The sequence below is a fragment of the Streptomyces sp. NPDC033221 genome, assembly GCF_055577005.1.
Genome location: NZ_JBVIQN010000039.1, coordinates 25,123 through 40,594 on the forward strand (window position 1 = coordinate 25,123; position 15,472 = coordinate 40,594).

Annotated in this window: 18 protein-coding genes; 7 read left to right on the forward strand and 11 right to left on the reverse strand. The window is 70.7% G+C overall.

Features of this window, described 5'->3' with window-relative positions; translation table 11 throughout:
* Positions 1 to 272: 272 nt before the first annotated feature.
* The 11 genes from ACZ53K_RS35680 to ACZ53K_RS35730 all read right to left on the reverse strand — a co-directional run bounded on the left by ACZ53K_RS35680 (position 273) and on the right by ACZ53K_RS35730 (position 10,393).
* Entirely contained in the window at positions 273 to 842 is a 570-nt protein-coding gene (locus tag ACZ53K_RS35680) for a hypothetical protein (protein ID WP_468845167.1), read from the reverse strand.
* 207 nt (positions 843 to 1,049) lie between these two features.
* Positions 1,050 to 1,808: a hypothetical protein gene (locus ACZ53K_RS35685; protein WP_468845170.1), complete on the reverse strand. Its 759-nt coding sequence runs from the start codon at positions 1,806 to 1,808 to the stop codon at positions 1,050 to 1,052.
* 162 nt (positions 1,809 to 1,970) lie between these two features.
* Complete coding sequence (locus ACZ53K_RS35690; protein ID WP_468845173.1) at positions 1,971 to 2,408, reverse strand: XF1762 family protein; 438 nt, start codon at positions 2,406 to 2,408, stop codon at positions 1,971 to 1,973.
* A gap of 134 nt (positions 2,409 to 2,542) precedes the next feature.
* Positions 2,543 to 4,057 carry a VirB4 family type IV secretion system protein gene (locus ACZ53K_RS35695; RefSeq protein ID WP_468845176.1) on the reverse strand — a complete coding sequence of 505 codons (1,515 nt, stop codon included), beginning with the start codon at positions 4,055 to 4,057 and terminating at the stop codon, positions 2,543 to 2,545.
* 28 nt (positions 4,058 to 4,085) lie between these two features.
* Positions 4,086 to 4,550 (reverse strand): DUF6238 family protein, encoded by a 465-nt coding sequence (locus ACZ53K_RS35700; protein WP_468845179.1) that lies wholly within the window; start codon positions 4,548 to 4,550, stop codon positions 4,086 to 4,088.
* Between the two features lie 43 nt (positions 4,551 to 4,593).
* Positions 4,594 to 4,797, reverse strand: coding sequence for a hypothetical protein (locus ACZ53K_RS35705; protein ID WP_468845181.1), 204 nt, complete (start codon positions 4,795 to 4,797; stop codon positions 4,594 to 4,596).
* A 378-nt stretch (positions 4,798 to 5,175) separates the two neighbouring features.
* A complete protein-coding gene (locus tag ACZ53K_RS35710; RefSeq protein WP_468845184.1) occupies positions 5,176 to 6,651 on the reverse strand; it encodes an SCO6880 family protein in 1,476 nt (491 codons plus the stop codon).
* 92 nt (positions 6,652 to 6,743) lie between these two features.
* Positions 6,744 to 8,105, reverse strand: coding sequence for an SCO6881 family protein (locus ACZ53K_RS35715; RefSeq protein WP_468845186.1), 1,362 nt, complete (start codon positions 8,103 to 8,105; stop codon positions 6,744 to 6,746).
* Between the two features lie 36 nt (positions 8,106 to 8,141).
* The gene (locus ACZ53K_RS35720) at positions 8,142 to 8,819 is read right to left on the reverse strand and encodes a hypothetical protein (RefSeq protein ID WP_468845189.1); all 678 of its coding nucleotides are present in this window, start codon (positions 8,817 to 8,819) and stop codon (positions 8,142 to 8,144) included.
* On the reverse strand, positions 8,819 to 9,127 hold the full coding sequence (locus tag ACZ53K_RS35725) for a DUF6112 family protein (protein ID WP_468845191.1): 309 nt from the start codon (positions 9,125 to 9,127) through the stop codon (positions 8,819 to 8,821). Before ACZ53K_RS35725 ends, ACZ53K_RS35720 begins: the two co-directional genes overlap by 1 nt.
* 135 nt (positions 9,128 to 9,262) lie before the next feature.
* The gene (locus ACZ53K_RS35730) at positions 9,263 to 10,393 is read right to left on the reverse strand and encodes a C40 family peptidase (RefSeq protein WP_468845194.1); all 1,131 of its coding nucleotides are present in this window, start codon (positions 10,391 to 10,393) and stop codon (positions 9,263 to 9,265) included.
* Positions 10,394 to 10,886: 493 nt separating this feature from the next.
* On the opposite strand from ACZ53K_RS35730, the gene ACZ53K_RS35735 reads away from it, so the two are divergent.
* From ACZ53K_RS35735 to ACZ53K_RS35765, 7 genes are all read left to right on the forward strand, one after another.
* Positions 10,887 to 11,642, forward strand: coding sequence for a DNA-methyltransferase (locus ACZ53K_RS35735; protein ID WP_468845197.1), 756 nt, complete (start codon positions 10,887 to 10,889; stop codon positions 11,640 to 11,642).
* 147 nt (positions 11,643 to 11,789) lie between these two features.
* The gene (locus ACZ53K_RS35740) at positions 11,790 to 12,407 is read left to right on the forward strand and encodes a DUF4913 domain-containing protein (protein WP_468845199.1); all 618 of its coding nucleotides are present in this window, start codon (positions 11,790 to 11,792) and stop codon (positions 12,405 to 12,407) included.
* The gene (locus tag ACZ53K_RS35745) at positions 12,404 to 12,880 is read left to right on the forward strand and encodes a type II toxin-antitoxin system RelE family toxin (protein ID WP_468845201.1); all 477 of its coding nucleotides are present in this window, start codon (positions 12,404 to 12,406) and stop codon (positions 12,878 to 12,880) included. The genes ACZ53K_RS35740 and ACZ53K_RS35745 overlap by 4 nt, the downstream gene beginning before the upstream one ends.
* Before the next feature lie 166 nt (positions 12,881 to 13,046).
* Positions 13,047 to 13,745 carry a hypothetical protein gene (locus tag ACZ53K_RS35750; protein WP_468845203.1) on the forward strand — a complete coding sequence of 233 codons (699 nt, stop codon included), beginning with the start codon at positions 13,047 to 13,049 and terminating at the stop codon, positions 13,743 to 13,745.
* Between the two features lie 49 nt (positions 13,746 to 13,794).
* The gene (locus ACZ53K_RS35755; RefSeq protein ID WP_468845205.1) at positions 13,795 to 14,499 is read left to right on the forward strand and encodes a hypothetical protein; all 705 of its coding nucleotides are present in this window, start codon (positions 13,795 to 13,797) and stop codon (positions 14,497 to 14,499) included.
* A gap of 186 nt (positions 14,500 to 14,685) precedes the next feature.
* A complete protein-coding gene (locus ACZ53K_RS35760; RefSeq protein ID WP_468845207.1) occupies positions 14,686 to 15,024 on the forward strand; it encodes an SH3 domain-containing protein in 339 nt (112 codons plus the stop codon).
* Positions 15,025 to 15,086: 62 nt separating this feature from the next.
* Positions 15,087 to 15,434 carry an SH3 domain-containing protein gene (locus tag ACZ53K_RS35765; RefSeq protein WP_125533678.1) on the forward strand — a complete coding sequence of 116 codons (348 nt, stop codon included), beginning with the start codon at positions 15,087 to 15,089 and terminating at the stop codon, positions 15,432 to 15,434.
* The last annotated feature ends 38 nt before the right edge of the window (positions 15,435 to 15,472 follow it).

Sequence of the window (15,472 nt, forward strand, 5' to 3'; positions counted from 1 at the left end):
AAAACCTCAGCGGCACCGTCGTAGGGCTTCAGATGCGCTGATGCCCTCGAAGGTTCCTGTCGGGTCGGGGCAACGGCGGTGCCCCTGCGGCAGAAGGCGGCTGTTTCACTTCGCTGCTTCCCACAGGATGCAGAGGGCGTACGGGGCATCGCGGGAGTTCCGCGGACGGGAAGGGGCTTTTCGGCCGGGCCGGGGCCGGCGAGCCACCATTCGCCAGCTGACGCCGCGAGGGGCGGTTCAGGGGACTCCTTGAAGGGCGGGAATGGCCCGGGTCAGCGGTGGCGACCGCTCAGTCCAGGCGGTGGCGGCGCGGGGCTCTGCCGGCGGGAGGGCGCGGGGAACGAGCGATGGGAGTCGAGGTGGCCGTTGAGTTCCTTGAGCGCGTCGCGCATCGCTTCCGATGTGCGGCGCAGGTAGGCGCGGGCCGATGCGTGGTCGAGGACCATGCGGTTCTCCAGGTAGTGCTGGTCGGTTGGGCGGGAGACGACCGGCAGGTAGAGGGCGGCCTCCGCGGTGTCCGACAAGTGCGATGCTGCGTGGGCCGACGTGGTGCTCGCCATCGCGAGATGGACCAGGGTGGCGCGCCCGGCGCGGGTGGTGCTGTGGGGGTTCGCGGCGAAGTCGCCGGTGAGCCGGAAGGTGTCACGGGAGAGGTTCTGCGTTTCGGTGGCGTGCTGGAACAGCTCGGTGAAGGAGGGCGCGGCCGGCATGTGGCCGCTCTCGTCCAGCAGATGCCACTTCTGGGCGCTCTCGGAGCACTTGGCCTCTATCGGGTTGAGCGCGCCGATAAGGCGAAGGACGTCTTCGCGCGGTATCAGGTGGTGTTGGATGTCGGGTTTCACGAGCCTCTTAGGGTTGTCTCTATCGCCGTGAGTTGGGGGTGCCAGCGAGGCACCGTTGGCCTGGAGTGGCGGGTGTCCGGGGGCTACTTCTGTGGCGCTGAGAGGTCCGGCACTGCCGTACAGCTCGGCATCGAACTGATCACAATGCACGGGCTTTCTCGGAATGTCTGTGCGGCGCAAGGGGCACCGCAGTGCCGCTGGTCCGCATCAACGGTGGGGTGCGGAAACGGGTTTTGCTATCCGAGGGGGCGGAGGAACGGTCGCTGCGCGCGGTGTGTGATGCAGCTTGACCTCGATGCCGAGGGGGGCGAGTTGACGGGCGACGTTGGATATCCGCTGCGTTTGCTCGGCAACGCCGTATGAGGCGGGCAGCATGAACAGACGCGTACTGGGGAAGTGCTGAAAACCTTGGGTATACAGCGCGGTACGGGCCGTAGCGCTCAGGGCATCGTCGGGCGTGGTCCAACAGCCATCGCTGTCCAGCTTCAGCGCTACGGCTCGGGACACTGCGGAGGGTGCGGGCCGGGAGGCGGGAGGCTCTTCGGGGCGCCGGCGCAGGACATCAAGAGCCTTTCGGTAGTGGGGCAGCAGTCGGCGGGAGACCGCGGCGGCGGCGCGTGCGCCATCGGCGGGGACGGCGATGCCGTTGGGCTCGTCCACCTCGTCGAAGGGGTCGGTGTCGAAGTTGACCGCAGGCGCGAGGGGGGCGACGAGGAACTGATCGCGGCGCAGCGGCCGGTCGATGATGTACAGCCGCTGCCCATCGGGCCCGTTCATCACGACTTCGTGTTCCAGGACGAATTCGTGGATGGCTTTAAGGGCCGGGCCGCCGCCCCAGACCTGCTGGCCGTGACGGAACTGCTCGGGGTACGCGGAATGGCGACGGTAGCCGTAATGCCAGTCTCCGGGCAGGTGATGGGCGAGGCGAGAAGCGAAGTGGGAAAGGTCGGGACGGGGCTGGGGCATGGGCTCCGGTGATGTGGCGTGGAGGTGGGGACGAAGGCGATAAGAGACGCTGGCGCGTACGGGCCTCGTGTTGGTGTGCGGCGCATCCGCGGTCGGCCGGTACTTTGCCGCCACTCGACGAACGTCTTGGCAGGAGGGATGTGGCCCGGTGAGGGCCGGGGGTCATTCCGCTGGTTCCCACAGGGTGCGGGCGATGTACTCGGTGCCGCGCGGGACGCGTGGTCGGGAAGGGGCGTGCCATCCGGGGCGGGGGCGCCGCTGTGCCAGGATCCGCCAGTTGGCGCCGCGAAGGCTGGCGCCGCTCTCCCCGTCCTGGGTGTAGGTGATCACGCGGTTGTATCCCAGGGCCTTCGCCGCCCGCCATACCGCTGCGTACAGCATGGAGTTGGCGTTGCGGGCTCCGTCGCTGCAGGTGCGGGTGACTTCGAGGGTGGCTCCGTCGTCCAGGTGTCGGGCGACTGGCCGTCCGGCTATCGCGACGGCCCGCAGAATGCCGTTCTCGTCGGCCGCACCCACGGCGAAGATTTGCCCGGCGGGAGGTGGATGATGGCGGTGCCAGGCCCGGACGAACGCGGCGGCGTCGCGGGAGCGAACGGGCACGAGGTGCAGGGTCACGTGCCATCGCCCCGCCCCCGGTGGTCTCGCGAGGCCGTGACAGGTGCAAGGGCCGTCAACAGGGCGGCATATTCAGGGCTTTTGGGGAGTAGGGGGCAAGCGGGCAAGGCGCGGATCTTTCAGTGCATGCGGGCGTCGGTGTCGAAGAGCTGCCCCTCGTGGGGGTGCAGAAGGTGCTGGACGATGAAGGAGCGTCCGGCGACCTTCCACAGGCCGCGGCCTCGGTTGAGGTGGGAGATGGCTTCGGTCTCCACCGAGGTGAGGCCGAGCAGGGTGGCTGCGGCGTGCAGTTGGTCGGTCTCCTGGCGGTAGACGATGCGGGTGGAGCAGTCGGCCAGGAGTCCCTCGGCCAGGGCGCGTCCGCGGGATCCGGCGTCGCCGGCGGTGAGCAGGTCGGACAGCCGGTGGATGACCATGAGGTTGGCGATGCCCAGGCCGCGGGAGAGTTTCCACTGGGACTGCATGCGTTCCAGCAGGCCGGGGTGGCGCATCAGGCGCCAGGCTTCGTCGTAGACGACCCAGCGCCGGCCGCCGTGCGGGTCGGCGAGGGCGGATTCCATCCAGGCGGAGGCGCAGGTCATGGCGAGGACGAGGGCGGTGTCGTCGCCGGAGCCGCCGAGCCGGGACAGGTCGATGGTCAGCATCGGCGAGGTGGGGTCGAAGGTGACGGTGGAGGGGGCGTCGAACATGCCCGCGAGGTCGCCGTGGACCATGCGGCGCAGGGCGTGGGCCAGGTCGCGGGCGGCGTCGCCGAGACGCCCGGACATCGCTCCGGCGGCGGTGTCGAGCTGCTGGGGGTCGTTGAGGGTGGCGGCGATGTCACCGAGCAGCGGGGTGCGCCGGACGGTGGCGGCCCGGGTGACGACGGCGTCCAGGGCGACGTCGAGGGCGGTGTGCTCCATGGGCAGCAGGTCCCGCCCGAGGACGGTGCGGGCCAGTGACCCGAGCAGGAGCAGCCGGCGCTTGCGGATCTCGCCCGCCCAGTCGTCCTCGGAGACGCCTTGGGGGCGGGGGGCGGCGTCCAGCGGGTTGAGCTTGCCGGGCAGGCCGGGGCCCAGGGCGATGGAGGTGCCGCCGAGCGCGGTGGCGACCGGCGTCCACTCCCCCTTGGGATCGCACGGTACGTAGATGCGGTAGCCGAAGGCGACCGAACGCAGCGCGAAACTCTTGGCCAGCGCGGACTTGCCCTGCCCGATCACGCCGGCCAGCAGCACGTTGGGGTTGGTGAAGCCTTCGATCTTGCCGTACAGGGCGAAGGGGTCGAACACGAACGAGGCTTCGGCGTGAACGTCGCGGCCGATGTAGATGCCCTCGGCACCGAGTCCACCTTCAGCGAGGAAGGGATAGGCACCGGAGGCGGTCGCGGTGGTCATGCGGTGGGCGGGCAGCTTCAGGCGCGTGCCGCGTGCGGAGGCCGGCCCGGGGCGCCCACTGCCCGGGTACAGGGGCAGCGGCATCTCCGGTTCGGCCGGTGCCTGGCCCGGCGGGTGCGTGGTGGAGGCGGCGCGGGCCTTGGCGTGTGCTTCGGCGAGCTGGCGGCGGGCGGCCTTGCGGGCGGCGCGGTCGGTGCCGTGCGGGGTGAACAGGGGGGACACCGAGGCGCGGCGGGCGCGGCGGGCGGGCCGGTGGGTCATCGGGCGGGCTCGATTCGGCGGTGCGTGCTCACGGGGCGCAGGTGGTGGTGTGGCCGGGCAGCGGGGCGTGGAGGTCGGCGGGGGTGGTCTTGCGGCGAATGGCGTGCCCGGAGGCGAGGTGGCGCTGGCAGATGGTCAGTACCGGGGGGCCGGTCGACAGGTGCTCGGGGTGGCAGTGTGCGTCGGTGCCGGAGGAGGGCGGCAGGAGGTGGAAGGCGTCGTGGACGGCGTCGCTGGCCTGCCACAGCCGTGTACGCGCGGTGGACAAGTGCCGGCCCGCGGCCGGGTGCGGCGGCCGGGTGCCCTCAGCGAGCTGGTCGAGCAGCCGGTGGAGCGCGGTGAGGTGGGCGTGCAGCAGGTCGGCCTGCAGGCGGTCCGTGGGCCCAACCGGGGCCTGGGCGCGGGCGTGGTGACGCAGCCCGGCGGAGGCGGCGCGCAGAAAGGGGTACGCGTCGCTGGTGTTCGCAGAGATCAAGGGAATCCTTCCTGCCATGGGGCAGGCGGTGATGGCCGGCTCGACGGTGGTGCGGGCCGTGTCAGCGGGAGCGGCGCGGGGCGGGAGCGGCTGGGGGCACGGGAAGCCGGCACGGAGCAGAGGACTCGTCCGGACACCGCGCTTGCTCGTCGCGCAGATCGGTGTACGGGCCGTGGGGGCGGGTACCGGGGTGGCTCTCGCTGATCACCAGCCTTCCGACGTCGGGGGTGACGGTGGCGGCGCCCGGGACGCGGCTGTCGCTCATCCACTGGCGGTACGTGGGCAGGCGTGTCAGCGTGCGGTACGCCGTATTGAGGTCGGTGGCGTTGACGACGAACAGCCAGGGTTCGGCGCCTTCCTCATGGCCGGGGCTGGTGAGGGCGACGGTGAAGGCCCGGCGGGCCGGGGTGGCGACGAGCTGGTCCAGGCGGTGGATGACGGTGTCGAGCCGGTCGCTGGCTTCGAGGGCCGTCTCTTCGCGCGCTTCCTCGTACGCGGCGCGCTGGTCTTCGATGACTTCGCCGTCCGCGTCGCGATGCGCGTCCAGTTGCTGCTGGTGGCGGTGCTGCAGCTCTTTGAGGTCGGCCAGCAGGTCGAGAAGATCGTCGATCAGGTGCGGGGACGGTGTCAGGACGGCCTCCGGTTACAGGGCGGTGCGGGCGAGGGGCAGTGCGGTCAGGGTGAAGGCGTCGGGCTGCTGGTAGTTCAGGCGGCGCAGGTCGACCTGGGCGCTGACGGCGGCCGTTTCGATCTGGGCGCAGGCCGCGTCCAGCAGGGCGTCACTCTCGGCGCTGATGGTCAGCAGGCCGGTCAGGGCGACGTCGGCGTGCCCGGCGATCAGTTGCCGCTCGCGGTCCTTGACGTCGGCATACTCCACGCTGTCCTCCTCGGAGTCGACCATGCCCTTGCGGCGGCGTTCGGCGGCGTCCGCGATGATCGTGGCCTTGCGGCGCTGGACGTCGCGCAGCGCGGACTCCAGGGCCTGGGGCGCGTAGATCAGGGACAGGGCGCGGCGGACGCCGGCGCTGAACAGCAGACCGTGCAGGAATCCGGCGGGGGCCGCGGTGCGGGGCCAGTTCTCGACCCAGTAGGTGGCGTGGCGGGCGGTGTCGGTGCCGATGCGGTCGTACTCCTCGACCTGGACGACGGGTCCGGCCGCCGCCGGATCGGCCTCGGCCCGTCCGGTCTCGGACCACTGCTGCAGGGCGGAGAGGGCGCTGGGGTCGTAGGCGGTACGGATGACCGCGGCGATCTCGCGGGCGGTCAGCCAGCCGGTGACGGCCAGGCCCGCGTTGTGGGCGGCCTGGGCCACCGAGCTGGTGGTCTGCTGCATCACGGTGAAGGCGCCGGTCAGGCCGCCCCCGGCCTGGTTGATCAGGCGCCGGGCGGCCTTGAGGTCCAGGGCGATGGCCAGGTACGCCTCGTGCGGGGCGGCGGCGGGCCCGGCGGAGGCGACGAGGTCGGCGTAGACCTGGCCCGCGACCTGTGTCTGCGGCTGGCCGTGGCGGTTCCAGTGGCGCGCGAGGGCGTCCCCGGAGTCGGGCACGGTGCGCTCCAGGACCTGCACGGTGGCGATGTTGCCGGTGCGGGCGATGCCGGCCAGGGCCCGGCCCCAGCCGCGCACGTTGGCGTTCTGCGTCGCCGGGTCCAGCAGGGCGAAGGCGCGGCTGGAGACGCGGGCGACGGCGGTCAGGGTCTGGGCGTGCGGGTCGTGGACGGCGGCGGCCTGCGACTGGGAGTCGGATGGGGTGACCACCCGCAGCGAGGCGGCGGTGCCGGGCAGGTGCAGCAGGCCGTCGTGCCGGGGCCGGGAGGCGGGCCGGGCCAGCCACAGTGTCTGTCCGGCGCGCCGACGGCGGGCGTAGCGGGCGATGACCGGGGCCCAGTCGATCAGGGAGCGCCCGTTGCGGCGGATGATCACCAGGGCACCGACCGCGGCCCACAGCGGCAGCAGAAGGACGGCACCGAGGAGGCCGGTGGTGACCACGATGACCAGGAGCAGCGCCAGGGCAGCGGACACCAGGAGGAGTTGGGGAAAGGACAGGCCGAGAAGGATGCCGCGGCGGCTGCGGTGAGGGAACTTCACCGTCATCGGCGCGACGGCGGAGGCGTCGGACATGGGGGAGAAGACCGTTCGAAGAGCGCGGGGCAGCGGAGCGGGAGCCCGTGGGACGTACCGGGGTACGGCACGTCCCACGGAATGGGAGGTCGTCAGCTACCGGCAGGCGGAGGGGGAGGAGAGGCCGGGCCGGTCGCCGCCCCGGACCCGGAGGACGGCGCGCCCTGCGGCGGAGGCACGGAGGCGCGGTCGGTGACGCCCCACTGGCTGTCGTCGGCGCCCTGGCTGGCGGGGCCGCCTCCAGCTGCTCCGGCAGGTGGGCCGCCGACGCGGCCACCAGCATCTTCGCCTGGGCGGGTGGGCGGAGGCTGGGCACCCTTCTTGGCCAGGTCGAGGGCGGGCGATGCGGTGGTTTCGCTGCCCTGTCCTCCAGGACTTTCGCTGGACGGGTTGGCGGCGGTGATGCCGCCGGAGCCCTGTCCGGGAATGTCGGAGGGGCCTTGCGGTGCGGCGCCTGCTCCGGCGGCTGCGCCTCCGGCGCCGCCGCCCGCGGCCATCGAGGCGGCCTTGCGGCCGGCGCGCTCGGTGTGCTGCCGGGCCATCTGGGCTCCGGCGCCACCGGCGCGGTGCAGGGTCTCGCCGTCGGATCCTTCGGCTGCCCAGTGTACGAACTTGAACGTGGCGTACGGGCACAGCAGGACCAGCACCATGATGACGACGCCGGACAGGACGTCGGCGAGGGCGCCGAGGCCGTCCTTGGCTTCGGTCTTGCCCATGGCGGAGATGCCCAGCAGGAAGACGATGGTCATAAGCAGTTTGCTGACGATGAGGGTGGCGGTGGCTTCGATCCAGCCCTTGCGCCAGCGCTGGGCGACCTCCCAGCCGCCGCCGGCGCCGGCGAAGACCGCGAGGGTAACCAGGACCAGGATGCCGACCTTGCGGACCATCATCACGCACCAGTACAGGACCGCGCCGAAGGCAGCACCGAGGGCGGCGAGGGTGGGCACGAGCCAGCCCAGGCCGGACAGGGAGCCGATCTGGGAGACCTTGACCATGCGCCGTACCGCGTCCTCGACGCTGCTGCCCGCCGCCTTGAACAGACCGTCGGACAGAGCGTCGACCACTTCGATGGCGACCGTGGTCAGCGCGATGGCGCCGAAGGCGAACAGCACGCCGATGGCGGTGCCGGTGAACGCCTGGGTGATCGCCTGCCCGTCGCGGCGGACGGAGGCGCGGATGAGCTGGGCGCTGAACGTTGCGACCAGGATGATCAGGCCGATGGGCAGCAGCGTTTCGTAGTTGTCGCGAAACCAGGCGGCGTTCAGGTCGACCTTGGTGGTGGTGTCGACGGCCTTGGCGGCCAGATCGGCTGCGGTGGCGGCGAGTTCGCCGGCACTCTTGGCGATCCAGTTGCCGATGCCCTCGGTGATGGCCTTGCCCGGGTTGGCCACGAAGTCGATCGCGTCAGCGGCGCTGCACAGCTTGCCGGCGACGGGTATGGAGCAGAAGTCCACGGAAGGGGCGCCTCCTTTCGGTCGGTCAGCGGCGCGTCAGGGGGCGACCTGCGGGGCGAGGGAGACCAGTGAGCAGTCGTGGGAGGGCCGGCACTGCACAGCGAGGGTGACCGAGCGGTCCTCGGCTCCGCCTCCGCCGCCCTTCCAAGTGAGCGTCTGCTTGCCGGTGACGGTGACGGCGTAGATGGACGCCTCGGTCAGCGCGGAGGGATCGTCGGCCAGCGCCTGCTTGAACGCCGAGGGATAGTGGGCCTCTCCGATGCTGGCGCTGGCGTGCTGGGCATTGTCGTGCATCCGCGACCACAGGACCGGGTCGGGGACCTGCGCGGTGATCGAGGACCAGTCGCTGTACTTGGACTCCTTGGTCATCCACGCCTGCATGCCGGCGAGCTGCTGGTCGCGGCCGGTGGTGCGGGCGTTGTAGGACCACAGCATCTTCGCCGCCGCCTTGGCGTATGCCACCGGGTCACTGATCTGCGGAGGGCGGGGAACCGAGCCGGTGCCCGCTGACGGCGCGGGGGAGGAAGCCGAAGCGGAGGGGCTGGCCGCAGGCGGCCGGGCGGAGTCATGGTCCTCGCCGCGGCCGGTGAACCAGGCAGTCAGGCCGGCGACGGCGATCAGGACGGTGATGACGACGGCGACGGTGGCGACGCGCCGGTTGGCGGACCAGTCGGCGGTGCGGGCGGAGACGTAGGAGCCGAGACGTTTTTTCATCACTTCACCTGGGCGCCGAGGGTGGAGAAGAAGACCACGATGCCGTTGGCGGCGCCGAGGCCCAGGGCCGCTCCGGCGGAGATCTGCGCGCCTTTCTTGCCGTTGGCCTCGGCCTGGTGGCCTCCGGTGAAGTGGCCCCAGGCCCACACGGCCAGGGACACAGCGAAAGCACCGACGACAGCGATGATGGCGTACAAATTGATGGAGGAGACGACGCTCTTGAGGACGGACAGGCCCGGCAGGCCCCCTTCCTTGGGGGAGATGCCGGGGTCGTAGGCGAGCTGGATCAGGCGGTCGGACAGGGGCATGGGACGGGAGGGACTCCTAGCGGGCGCAGGCCGTCGGGCCGTGCGGAAAGGGGAGACGACGAAGGCGTCGGCGACGCGGGGAAGGGCCGGACCGGCCGGGCTCGCCGGGCGCGCGGGCAGGGCGGGCCCGGGGCGTCAGGTCACGACGCGGCGGGCGGCGAGGACCTGCCAGTTCTTGACCGGCTCGATGCGTACCGGCTTGCCGGTGCGCGGCGCGTTGATCACCAGTCCCGCGCCCATGTACATCCCGACGTGCTCGGGCCGGGACGCGCTGCCGCGGGCGAACAGCAGGTCACCGGGCTTAAGCGCCTGCGGGGAGACCGCTGTGCCCTCGCCGACCTGCGTGTACGTTACGCGGGAGAGCTTGATGCCGGCGGCGGCGTACGCCTGCTGCATCAGGCTGGAGCAGTCGCAGCGTCCCATCGGGTCGGGCCCGTGCGAGTTGATGCAGGTGCCGCCCCACTGGTACGGGGTGCCGAGCTGGTGCATCGCCCACTCCAGGGCGTTGCGGATCTTGTCCGGAGTACCGGCAGGGATCTGGTAGCCGGAGGGGACGGCGCCTTCCGGGATTGGTCCGAAGGCGGAACCGTCCGCGCCCGGCGTACAGTCGGCGACGGTCGGCGGCGCGCCGTTCGGGGGTTTGTCGGGCTTGCTGCCGGCGCCGCCGTTCGGCAGGGTCGTCGCGAGGGCCTGCTGCAGGGCGCGGGCGAGCTTCTCCCACGGGGCGTACGCATCCGGAAGGCCGGACTTCTGCACGGCCTGGGCGGCTTGGGTGACGGTCATCTGCTGCCAGCCGTGCACGCTGAACAGTGCCTTGTAGAACCGGGTGCTGGCGTAGACGGGGTCACGGATCTGCTGCGCGGTGCCCCAGTCCTGGCTGGGACGCTGTTGGAACAGGCCGAGCGAGTCCCGGTCGCCGCTGCCGAGGTTACGCAGCCGCGACTCCTGCATGGCGGTGGCCAGCGCCACGACCTGGCCGCGGGCCGGAGCGTGCAGAGAGATACCCGTCGCGATGATCGTCTTGGCGTTGGGAATCTGCTGCTCCGGCAGGTCCAGGCCCTCGACGTGAACGTTTTTCTCGGCGCCCTTGCCATGCAGGAGGGCAGTGACCTGACGGGAGACGGCCTTGGTGTCGATGTCCGTGTCCGAGGCGCACGGATGCTGGGCAGCGGCTCCGCTGCCGGCCGCCGCCATCACGGCGGTGCCGGCCAGGAGAAGAGGGGAAAGGCAGAAGACGCCGGCAGTTGCGGCGGCTATGCCCTTCAACCCGGGCTGTCCTCGCAGACGGCAGACGCGGGCAGGGCGATTTCAAGCGGGGAAGGGCAGAGGTGGGCCACAGCGGTGTTCCTCGAAGTGACGTGCCGGCCGAGTGGTGAAAGTGGAAAGGCGTCGGCCGGGGTGCGGTAGGTGATCGGGTGGGGCATCGTGGCGAGTTGCCGCTCGCGAGATGCAGCAGTTGGTCAGCGGTGCCGGGACAAGGCGGTCTCCAAGGGTGACGAAAGGAGGGGAGGGACGCCTGCAGGCGCGGTGCGCCGGGCGGTTCCAAAACAGTAAGCGCGCTTCCCCGGTTGACCAAAAAGTTTGGCTCGGCGCCGTGCGCACGGAAACGGTGACCGTGGCCAACCGGGAAACGTGGCCTACAGTTTTGGTCTCCTCCTGCCCCCTCGGCTACAGCCTCCGGCACCGCCTCCCGTGCCCAGCCGGACAGCGAATGAGGAGTTTCCCGCCATCTTGTCCCGACCCGAATTGGGGTACCTCTTTGCCGTTTTCCCTCCATCAGGGCGACGCGCTCCGTGTGCTCGCCGACCTGCCCGATGACTGCGTCGACTCGGTCATCACCGACCCGCCGTACAACTCCGGCGGCCGGACCGCGAAGGAGCGCACCAGCCGCACGGCGCGCCAGAAGTACACCTCCGCCGACGCCGGACACAGCCTGCCGGACTTCACCGGCGAGACCATGGACCAGAGGTCGTACGGCTTCTGGCTGACGCAGATCATGACCGAAGCCCAGCGCCTGACCAAGGTCGGCGGCACGGCGCTGCTGTTCACCGACTGGCGGCAACTGGGCATCACGACAGACGCCATCCAGGCGGCCGGCTGGCTGTGGCGCGGCGTGCTGGCCTGGCACAAGCCGCAGGCCCGGCCGCAGCGTGGCAGGTTCACGCAAAACTGCGAGTTCATCATCTGGGCGTCCAACGGCCCCATCGACGCCTCCCGCAACCCGGTGTACCTGCCCGGCCTGTACAGCGCCTCCCAGCCCAGCGGGAAGAAGCGCCGGCACATCACGCAAAAGCCCGTCGAGGTGATGCGGGAGCTGGTGCAGATCTGCCCGCCGGACGGCACCGTCTTGGACTTCTGCGCCGGTTCCGGCTCCACGGGCGTCGCGGCCCTGCTGGAAGGCCGGGACTTCATCGGCGTGGAAAAGACCCGGCACTACACCGAAATCGCCGCCGACCGGCTCACCGAGACGCTGCGCGACACCCTCGGCCAGGAGGACTGCACCCTGGCCGCGTAACCGCGTCGCTCTGGGGGCAGTTCCCCGGGCAACGGCCGACGGGCGCCTGGTTATAGCGGCCGATGCCCGGTTAGCCAAACCGGGATTTCTCCGGATCGTTGGAGCCGCATTCCCCGACCCGCCGCGAGCGGCTGCAAGGAGATACTCGTGCCCGAATCCATAGGCCCCCGCTACGAGGGCGACACGGAGCCCGTACGACTGCCCGACGGCAATCTGGAACACCTCGACGCCACCGTCCGCCAGCTTCTCGATCAGTCGGCCGAACAAGCCCGGCAGCTGGACAACCTTGCTTCAGCACCCGCCGGTTCGCCTTTCGCCGGTTTCCCGCCGGGGCCGGCGATGCCTGCCCCGGCTCCGGCGCCGCGGCCGATCCTGGAACTGGAGGGGGAGGAGTTCGAGTCGGAAGTCGACACCCTGACCGACTGGGTGGAAACGTTCCTCATGGACACCTACGGCGACGAGGTCTCCACGGCCGCCCCCTGGTGCCTGCAGTGGCAGGAGCACGAGGATGTCCTCGCCTGGTTGCACGCCCTGTGGCTGGCCTACCACCAGCACAAGGAACCAGACGCGGGTCTGGCCGGCATGGCCGTGTGGCACCGGGACTTTCTCACCCACACCATGGCGGCCGTACGGGCGCCGGGCGGGTCGCTGTCGGCCTGCATGACGGATCCCGACCGGCCCGCCCACCGCATCCTGCCCGGCCCGCAGCGCTCCGCGCGCCGCACCGGCGCCAGCACCCCAGACACCGGCGAGGCGCCGGCATGAGCGGCCGTCCGCGCCATGCCTTGAGCTTCGACCCCCGCGCCCTGACCGACCTGCTCGAAGCACCGACGGACGTCCGGGACCTGGCCCTGGAGCATCTGCAGGAGACGGTCAACGGGGACATGAAAGGCGGCAAGCTTACCGGGGACCTGAGCGGACTGCGCAAGCTGTACCTCGACCAGCGCGCCGAGTGGCGGCTGGTGTACTGCCAGCGCCCGGCACCGGCCACCTCGCAGCACACCACCGAGATCCACGTCATCGCTGTCCGCCCCCGGGCCGACTTCGATGTCTACGACACCGTCGCCGCCCGGCTGGGCATGGAACGCCGACCGATGAGCGCGCTGGCCCACGCCGCCCGTGCCCGATCGCCGCAGTTGACCGCCTCCCGGCCGTCCGGAGTGCCCAAACCGGGCCCCGGCCCCCGTCCCGGCCCATTGCACATGCCCTCGTCCCCGGCGAACGGCCCCACCCGCTGAGACGTTTCCGGCCGCTGACCGTGTGGTTTCGACGAGCTGCTTCCGGTTTCACATCTGCTGACGTCCGCGTCGCCCAGCCTGCCGAGCGCTGGAGGCGGCAGGTGCCGGGCCGTGAGCTGTGTTGTGGGCGCCTGCGGCCCTCGGCCCCACGACCAAGGGATTGTTTATGCCTTCATCCTCGACATCCTCCTCCGTTCACAAGGGCCTGACCTCGCTCGATCACCGTGTCGAGTCGGCCACCGGACACAGCATCGACCGTTTGTGGGAGCTGCATGATCACGACCTGCTCGATGAGCCGGCCACCCGGGTGGCTGACGCGCACCGCAAGCTCAACGACGCTACGACCGTCCTGACTTTTCACCGCGTGTTGCTGGAACGGCTCGCCTCCGGGGAGTACGAGATCGAGCGGGCATTGTTTGCCCGCATCGACCGCGCCGTCGAGCGGATGAAGGAGGCCACCGCCACCCGGGACGCCCGCCGCGCCGAGGTTGTGGCGGCGCTGGAGCCTCTCGAACGCGCCGGGCGGCGGCACACGGTCTCCGGCTCGATGCCGGACTTGTCCGCTGCGGACCACGCGGCCCTGATGGCCATCAGCGAGGGCGCCCAGCTGCGCCAACACCTGCTCACCGGACGCCTGGCGGCGGTCACTGCATCGGGCACCCGCGTTCCTGCTGCCACCTATCAACGCCTGGAGGCGGCCGGATGCGTCACCCGGGACGAGTCCCACGCGCTGCACGCCGGGCAGCCCATCACCGTCACCGATGCCGGCCGCACCGTCTTGACCGGAGCCCGCGGACCGACCCGCCCCGCCCCACCGCCTGCTCAGCGCGTGGGCGCCTGGCCTGCCATGCGTCCACGCCGCTGAGAACACGCCGACGCCCCGGCGGCCTCCACCCTTTTCAACGACGAGGATCATGCCCGAAAACGACCTCGAAACCGTCCTTCGCGTCGAGGGACTCGATCTTGCGAACGACGCCGAAGCCACCCTCTTCAACTGGCAGATCAGTCTGTCGGAGAACGAGCTGACCGTCGTGGCCAGCCACCACCAAGGCGACGGCAGCTATGCCGTCCTGCATGACAGTTCGATGACGTGGGACCTGCCGGGCTCACCGCAGTATCTGGCCGTCCACATCGACCGCAACGAAGCCACCGGCAGTTTCCGGTATGCCTCTCAGCGGCTGCCTTTGGTACCGCTCGCGCAGCAGTGGCTCGTCGCCCGCGGCTGCCCGGTGTCCGCGCTGCGCGCCCGCACCGACCTGGGGCCAGAGGCTGCCGATGCCAAGACGACCGCTCTGGAAGCCAAGCTGGCTACCTCGCCCGGCCGGTACGAAATCCTCGACCACTACACCGACGACACCATCGACTACGAGACGACCGTGCTGGTGCGGGATCTCCACCCCACCGCGGCGCAGCGACCGTTTCGCGTCCTGGTCGAGAAGTGGGACGTCGACGCCAACCGGTACACCCTGCGCGAGGGATGCTTCGCCGACGCCGCGCAGGCCGGCGAATGGCTGGACGCCCGCGACACCCCACTGCCCGAACCCACCGTGACCCCCTCCGTCCCAGCGCGGCAGCAGCTACCGGGAATCGCGCCCCGCCCAAGCGGGCCCCGACGCTGACCCAGGGATTCTTGCTGTAACCGCCGTCACTTCACGGGGAGCTGGGGCGCGGCTTTATAGCAGCAGATCCCCGGTTAGCCCAACCGGGAATTTTCCGGACTCTGGATACCAGCCCGAACGGCACCGCCTGTTCCAGGGCTTCACTTTCCCCCCTTCCGTATGCACTGGCTTGGAGACCTCTTCGTCATGCGTTCCTCACGCATCACCCTCACCGCAGCAGTGCTCGGGTCTCTTGCCCTTCCGCTGCTGTCCGCCCCCACCGCCAGCGCGACAGCGCCCTCCGGCGCGACGGTGACCCGCCCGTGCGAACAGCCGGGGCCGTGGAACGTGCACGCCAGCGCGGTGACCATCCGCGCGAAGGCGTCAGCCAAGGCGACCGCCGTCGGCATCCTCTACCCCAGCCACGACTTCACCGCTCACCCGGCGGCCGAAAACTGGGTGGCCGTCACGGACCACTCAACCGGCGTCAGCGGATTTGTCTCCGGAACGTACGTCTACCGCGGCACCCGCATCTGCCTCGACTGACCTTTCCCACCGCGGCTCCTGCTGCGTCCCCCTATTCCTCGCACCACCATGGAGAGTTTCTCTTGCGTATTTCCCGCATAGCCGCCGCCGCTGCCGTAACCGCCGCTGTGGCCCTGCCCATTGCCACCGCCTCGACGGCCTCCGCCGCGTCCCCGGCCACCGCGGTGACCGCCTCCGACCCGTGCGGCAAGGTCGGCCCGTACAAGGTCCACGCCAGCGCGGTGACCATTCGCTCGAAGGCATCGGCCAAGTCCACGGCCCTCGGCCTGCTGTACAAGGGCCACAAGTTCACCGTGCACAAGGCCACCACCTACGGCGAATGGGTCTACATCACCGACAAGTCGACCGGCGTCACCGGCTGGGTGTCGGGGATCTACGTCTACCCCGACGTCTCCACCTGCCTGCACTGACCCAACGGGCCGGGGCGGCAGGCACCTCCCGCCCCGGC

What these genes read in the sequence shown, in the direction of transcription:
- ACZ53K_RS35755 (WP_468845205.1), top strand. Translation starts at nt 13,795, where the DNA reads ATGCCCGAAAACGACCTCGAAACCGTCCTTCGCGTCGAGGGACTCGAT.
- ACZ53K_RS35750 (WP_468845203.1), top strand. Translation starts at nt 13,047, where the DNA reads ATGCCTTCATCCTCGACATCCTCCTCCGTTCACAAGGGCCTGACCTCG.
- ACZ53K_RS35725 (WP_468845191.1), bottom strand. Translation starts at nt 9,127, where the DNA reads ATGCCCCTGTCCGACCGCCTGATCCAGCTCGCCTACGACCCCGGCATC.
- ACZ53K_RS35745 (WP_468845201.1), top strand. Translation starts at nt 12,404, where the DNA reads ATGAGCGGCCGTCCGCGCCATGCCTTGAGCTTCGACCCCCGCGCCCTG.
- ACZ53K_RS35685 (WP_468845170.1), bottom strand. Translation starts at nt 1,808, where the DNA reads ATGCCCCAGCCCCGTCCCGACCTTTCCCACTTCGCTTCTCGCCTCGCC.
- ACZ53K_RS35700 (WP_468845179.1), bottom strand. Translation starts at nt 4,550, where the DNA reads ATGGCAGGAAGGATTCCCTTGATCTCTGCGAACACCAGCGACGCGTAC.
- ACZ53K_RS35760 (WP_468845207.1), top strand. Translation starts at nt 14,686, where the DNA reads ATGCGTTCCTCACGCATCACCCTCACCGCAGCAGTGCTCGGGTCTCTT.
- ACZ53K_RS35695 (WP_468845176.1), bottom strand. Translation starts at nt 4,057, where the DNA reads ATGACCCACCGGCCCGCCCGCCGCGCCCGCCGCGCCTCGGTGTCCCCC.
- ACZ53K_RS35720 (WP_468845189.1), bottom strand. Translation starts at nt 8,819, where the DNA reads ATGAAAAAACGTCTCGGCTCCTACGTCTCCGCCCGCACCGCCGACTGG.
- ACZ53K_RS35710 (WP_468845184.1), bottom strand. Translation starts at nt 6,651, where the DNA reads ATGTCCGACGCCTCCGCCGTCGCGCCGATGACGGTGAAGTTCCCTCAC.
- ACZ53K_RS35705 (WP_468845181.1), bottom strand. Translation starts at nt 4,797, where the DNA reads ATGAGCGACAGCCGCGTCCCGGGCGCCGCCACCGTCACCCCCGACGTC.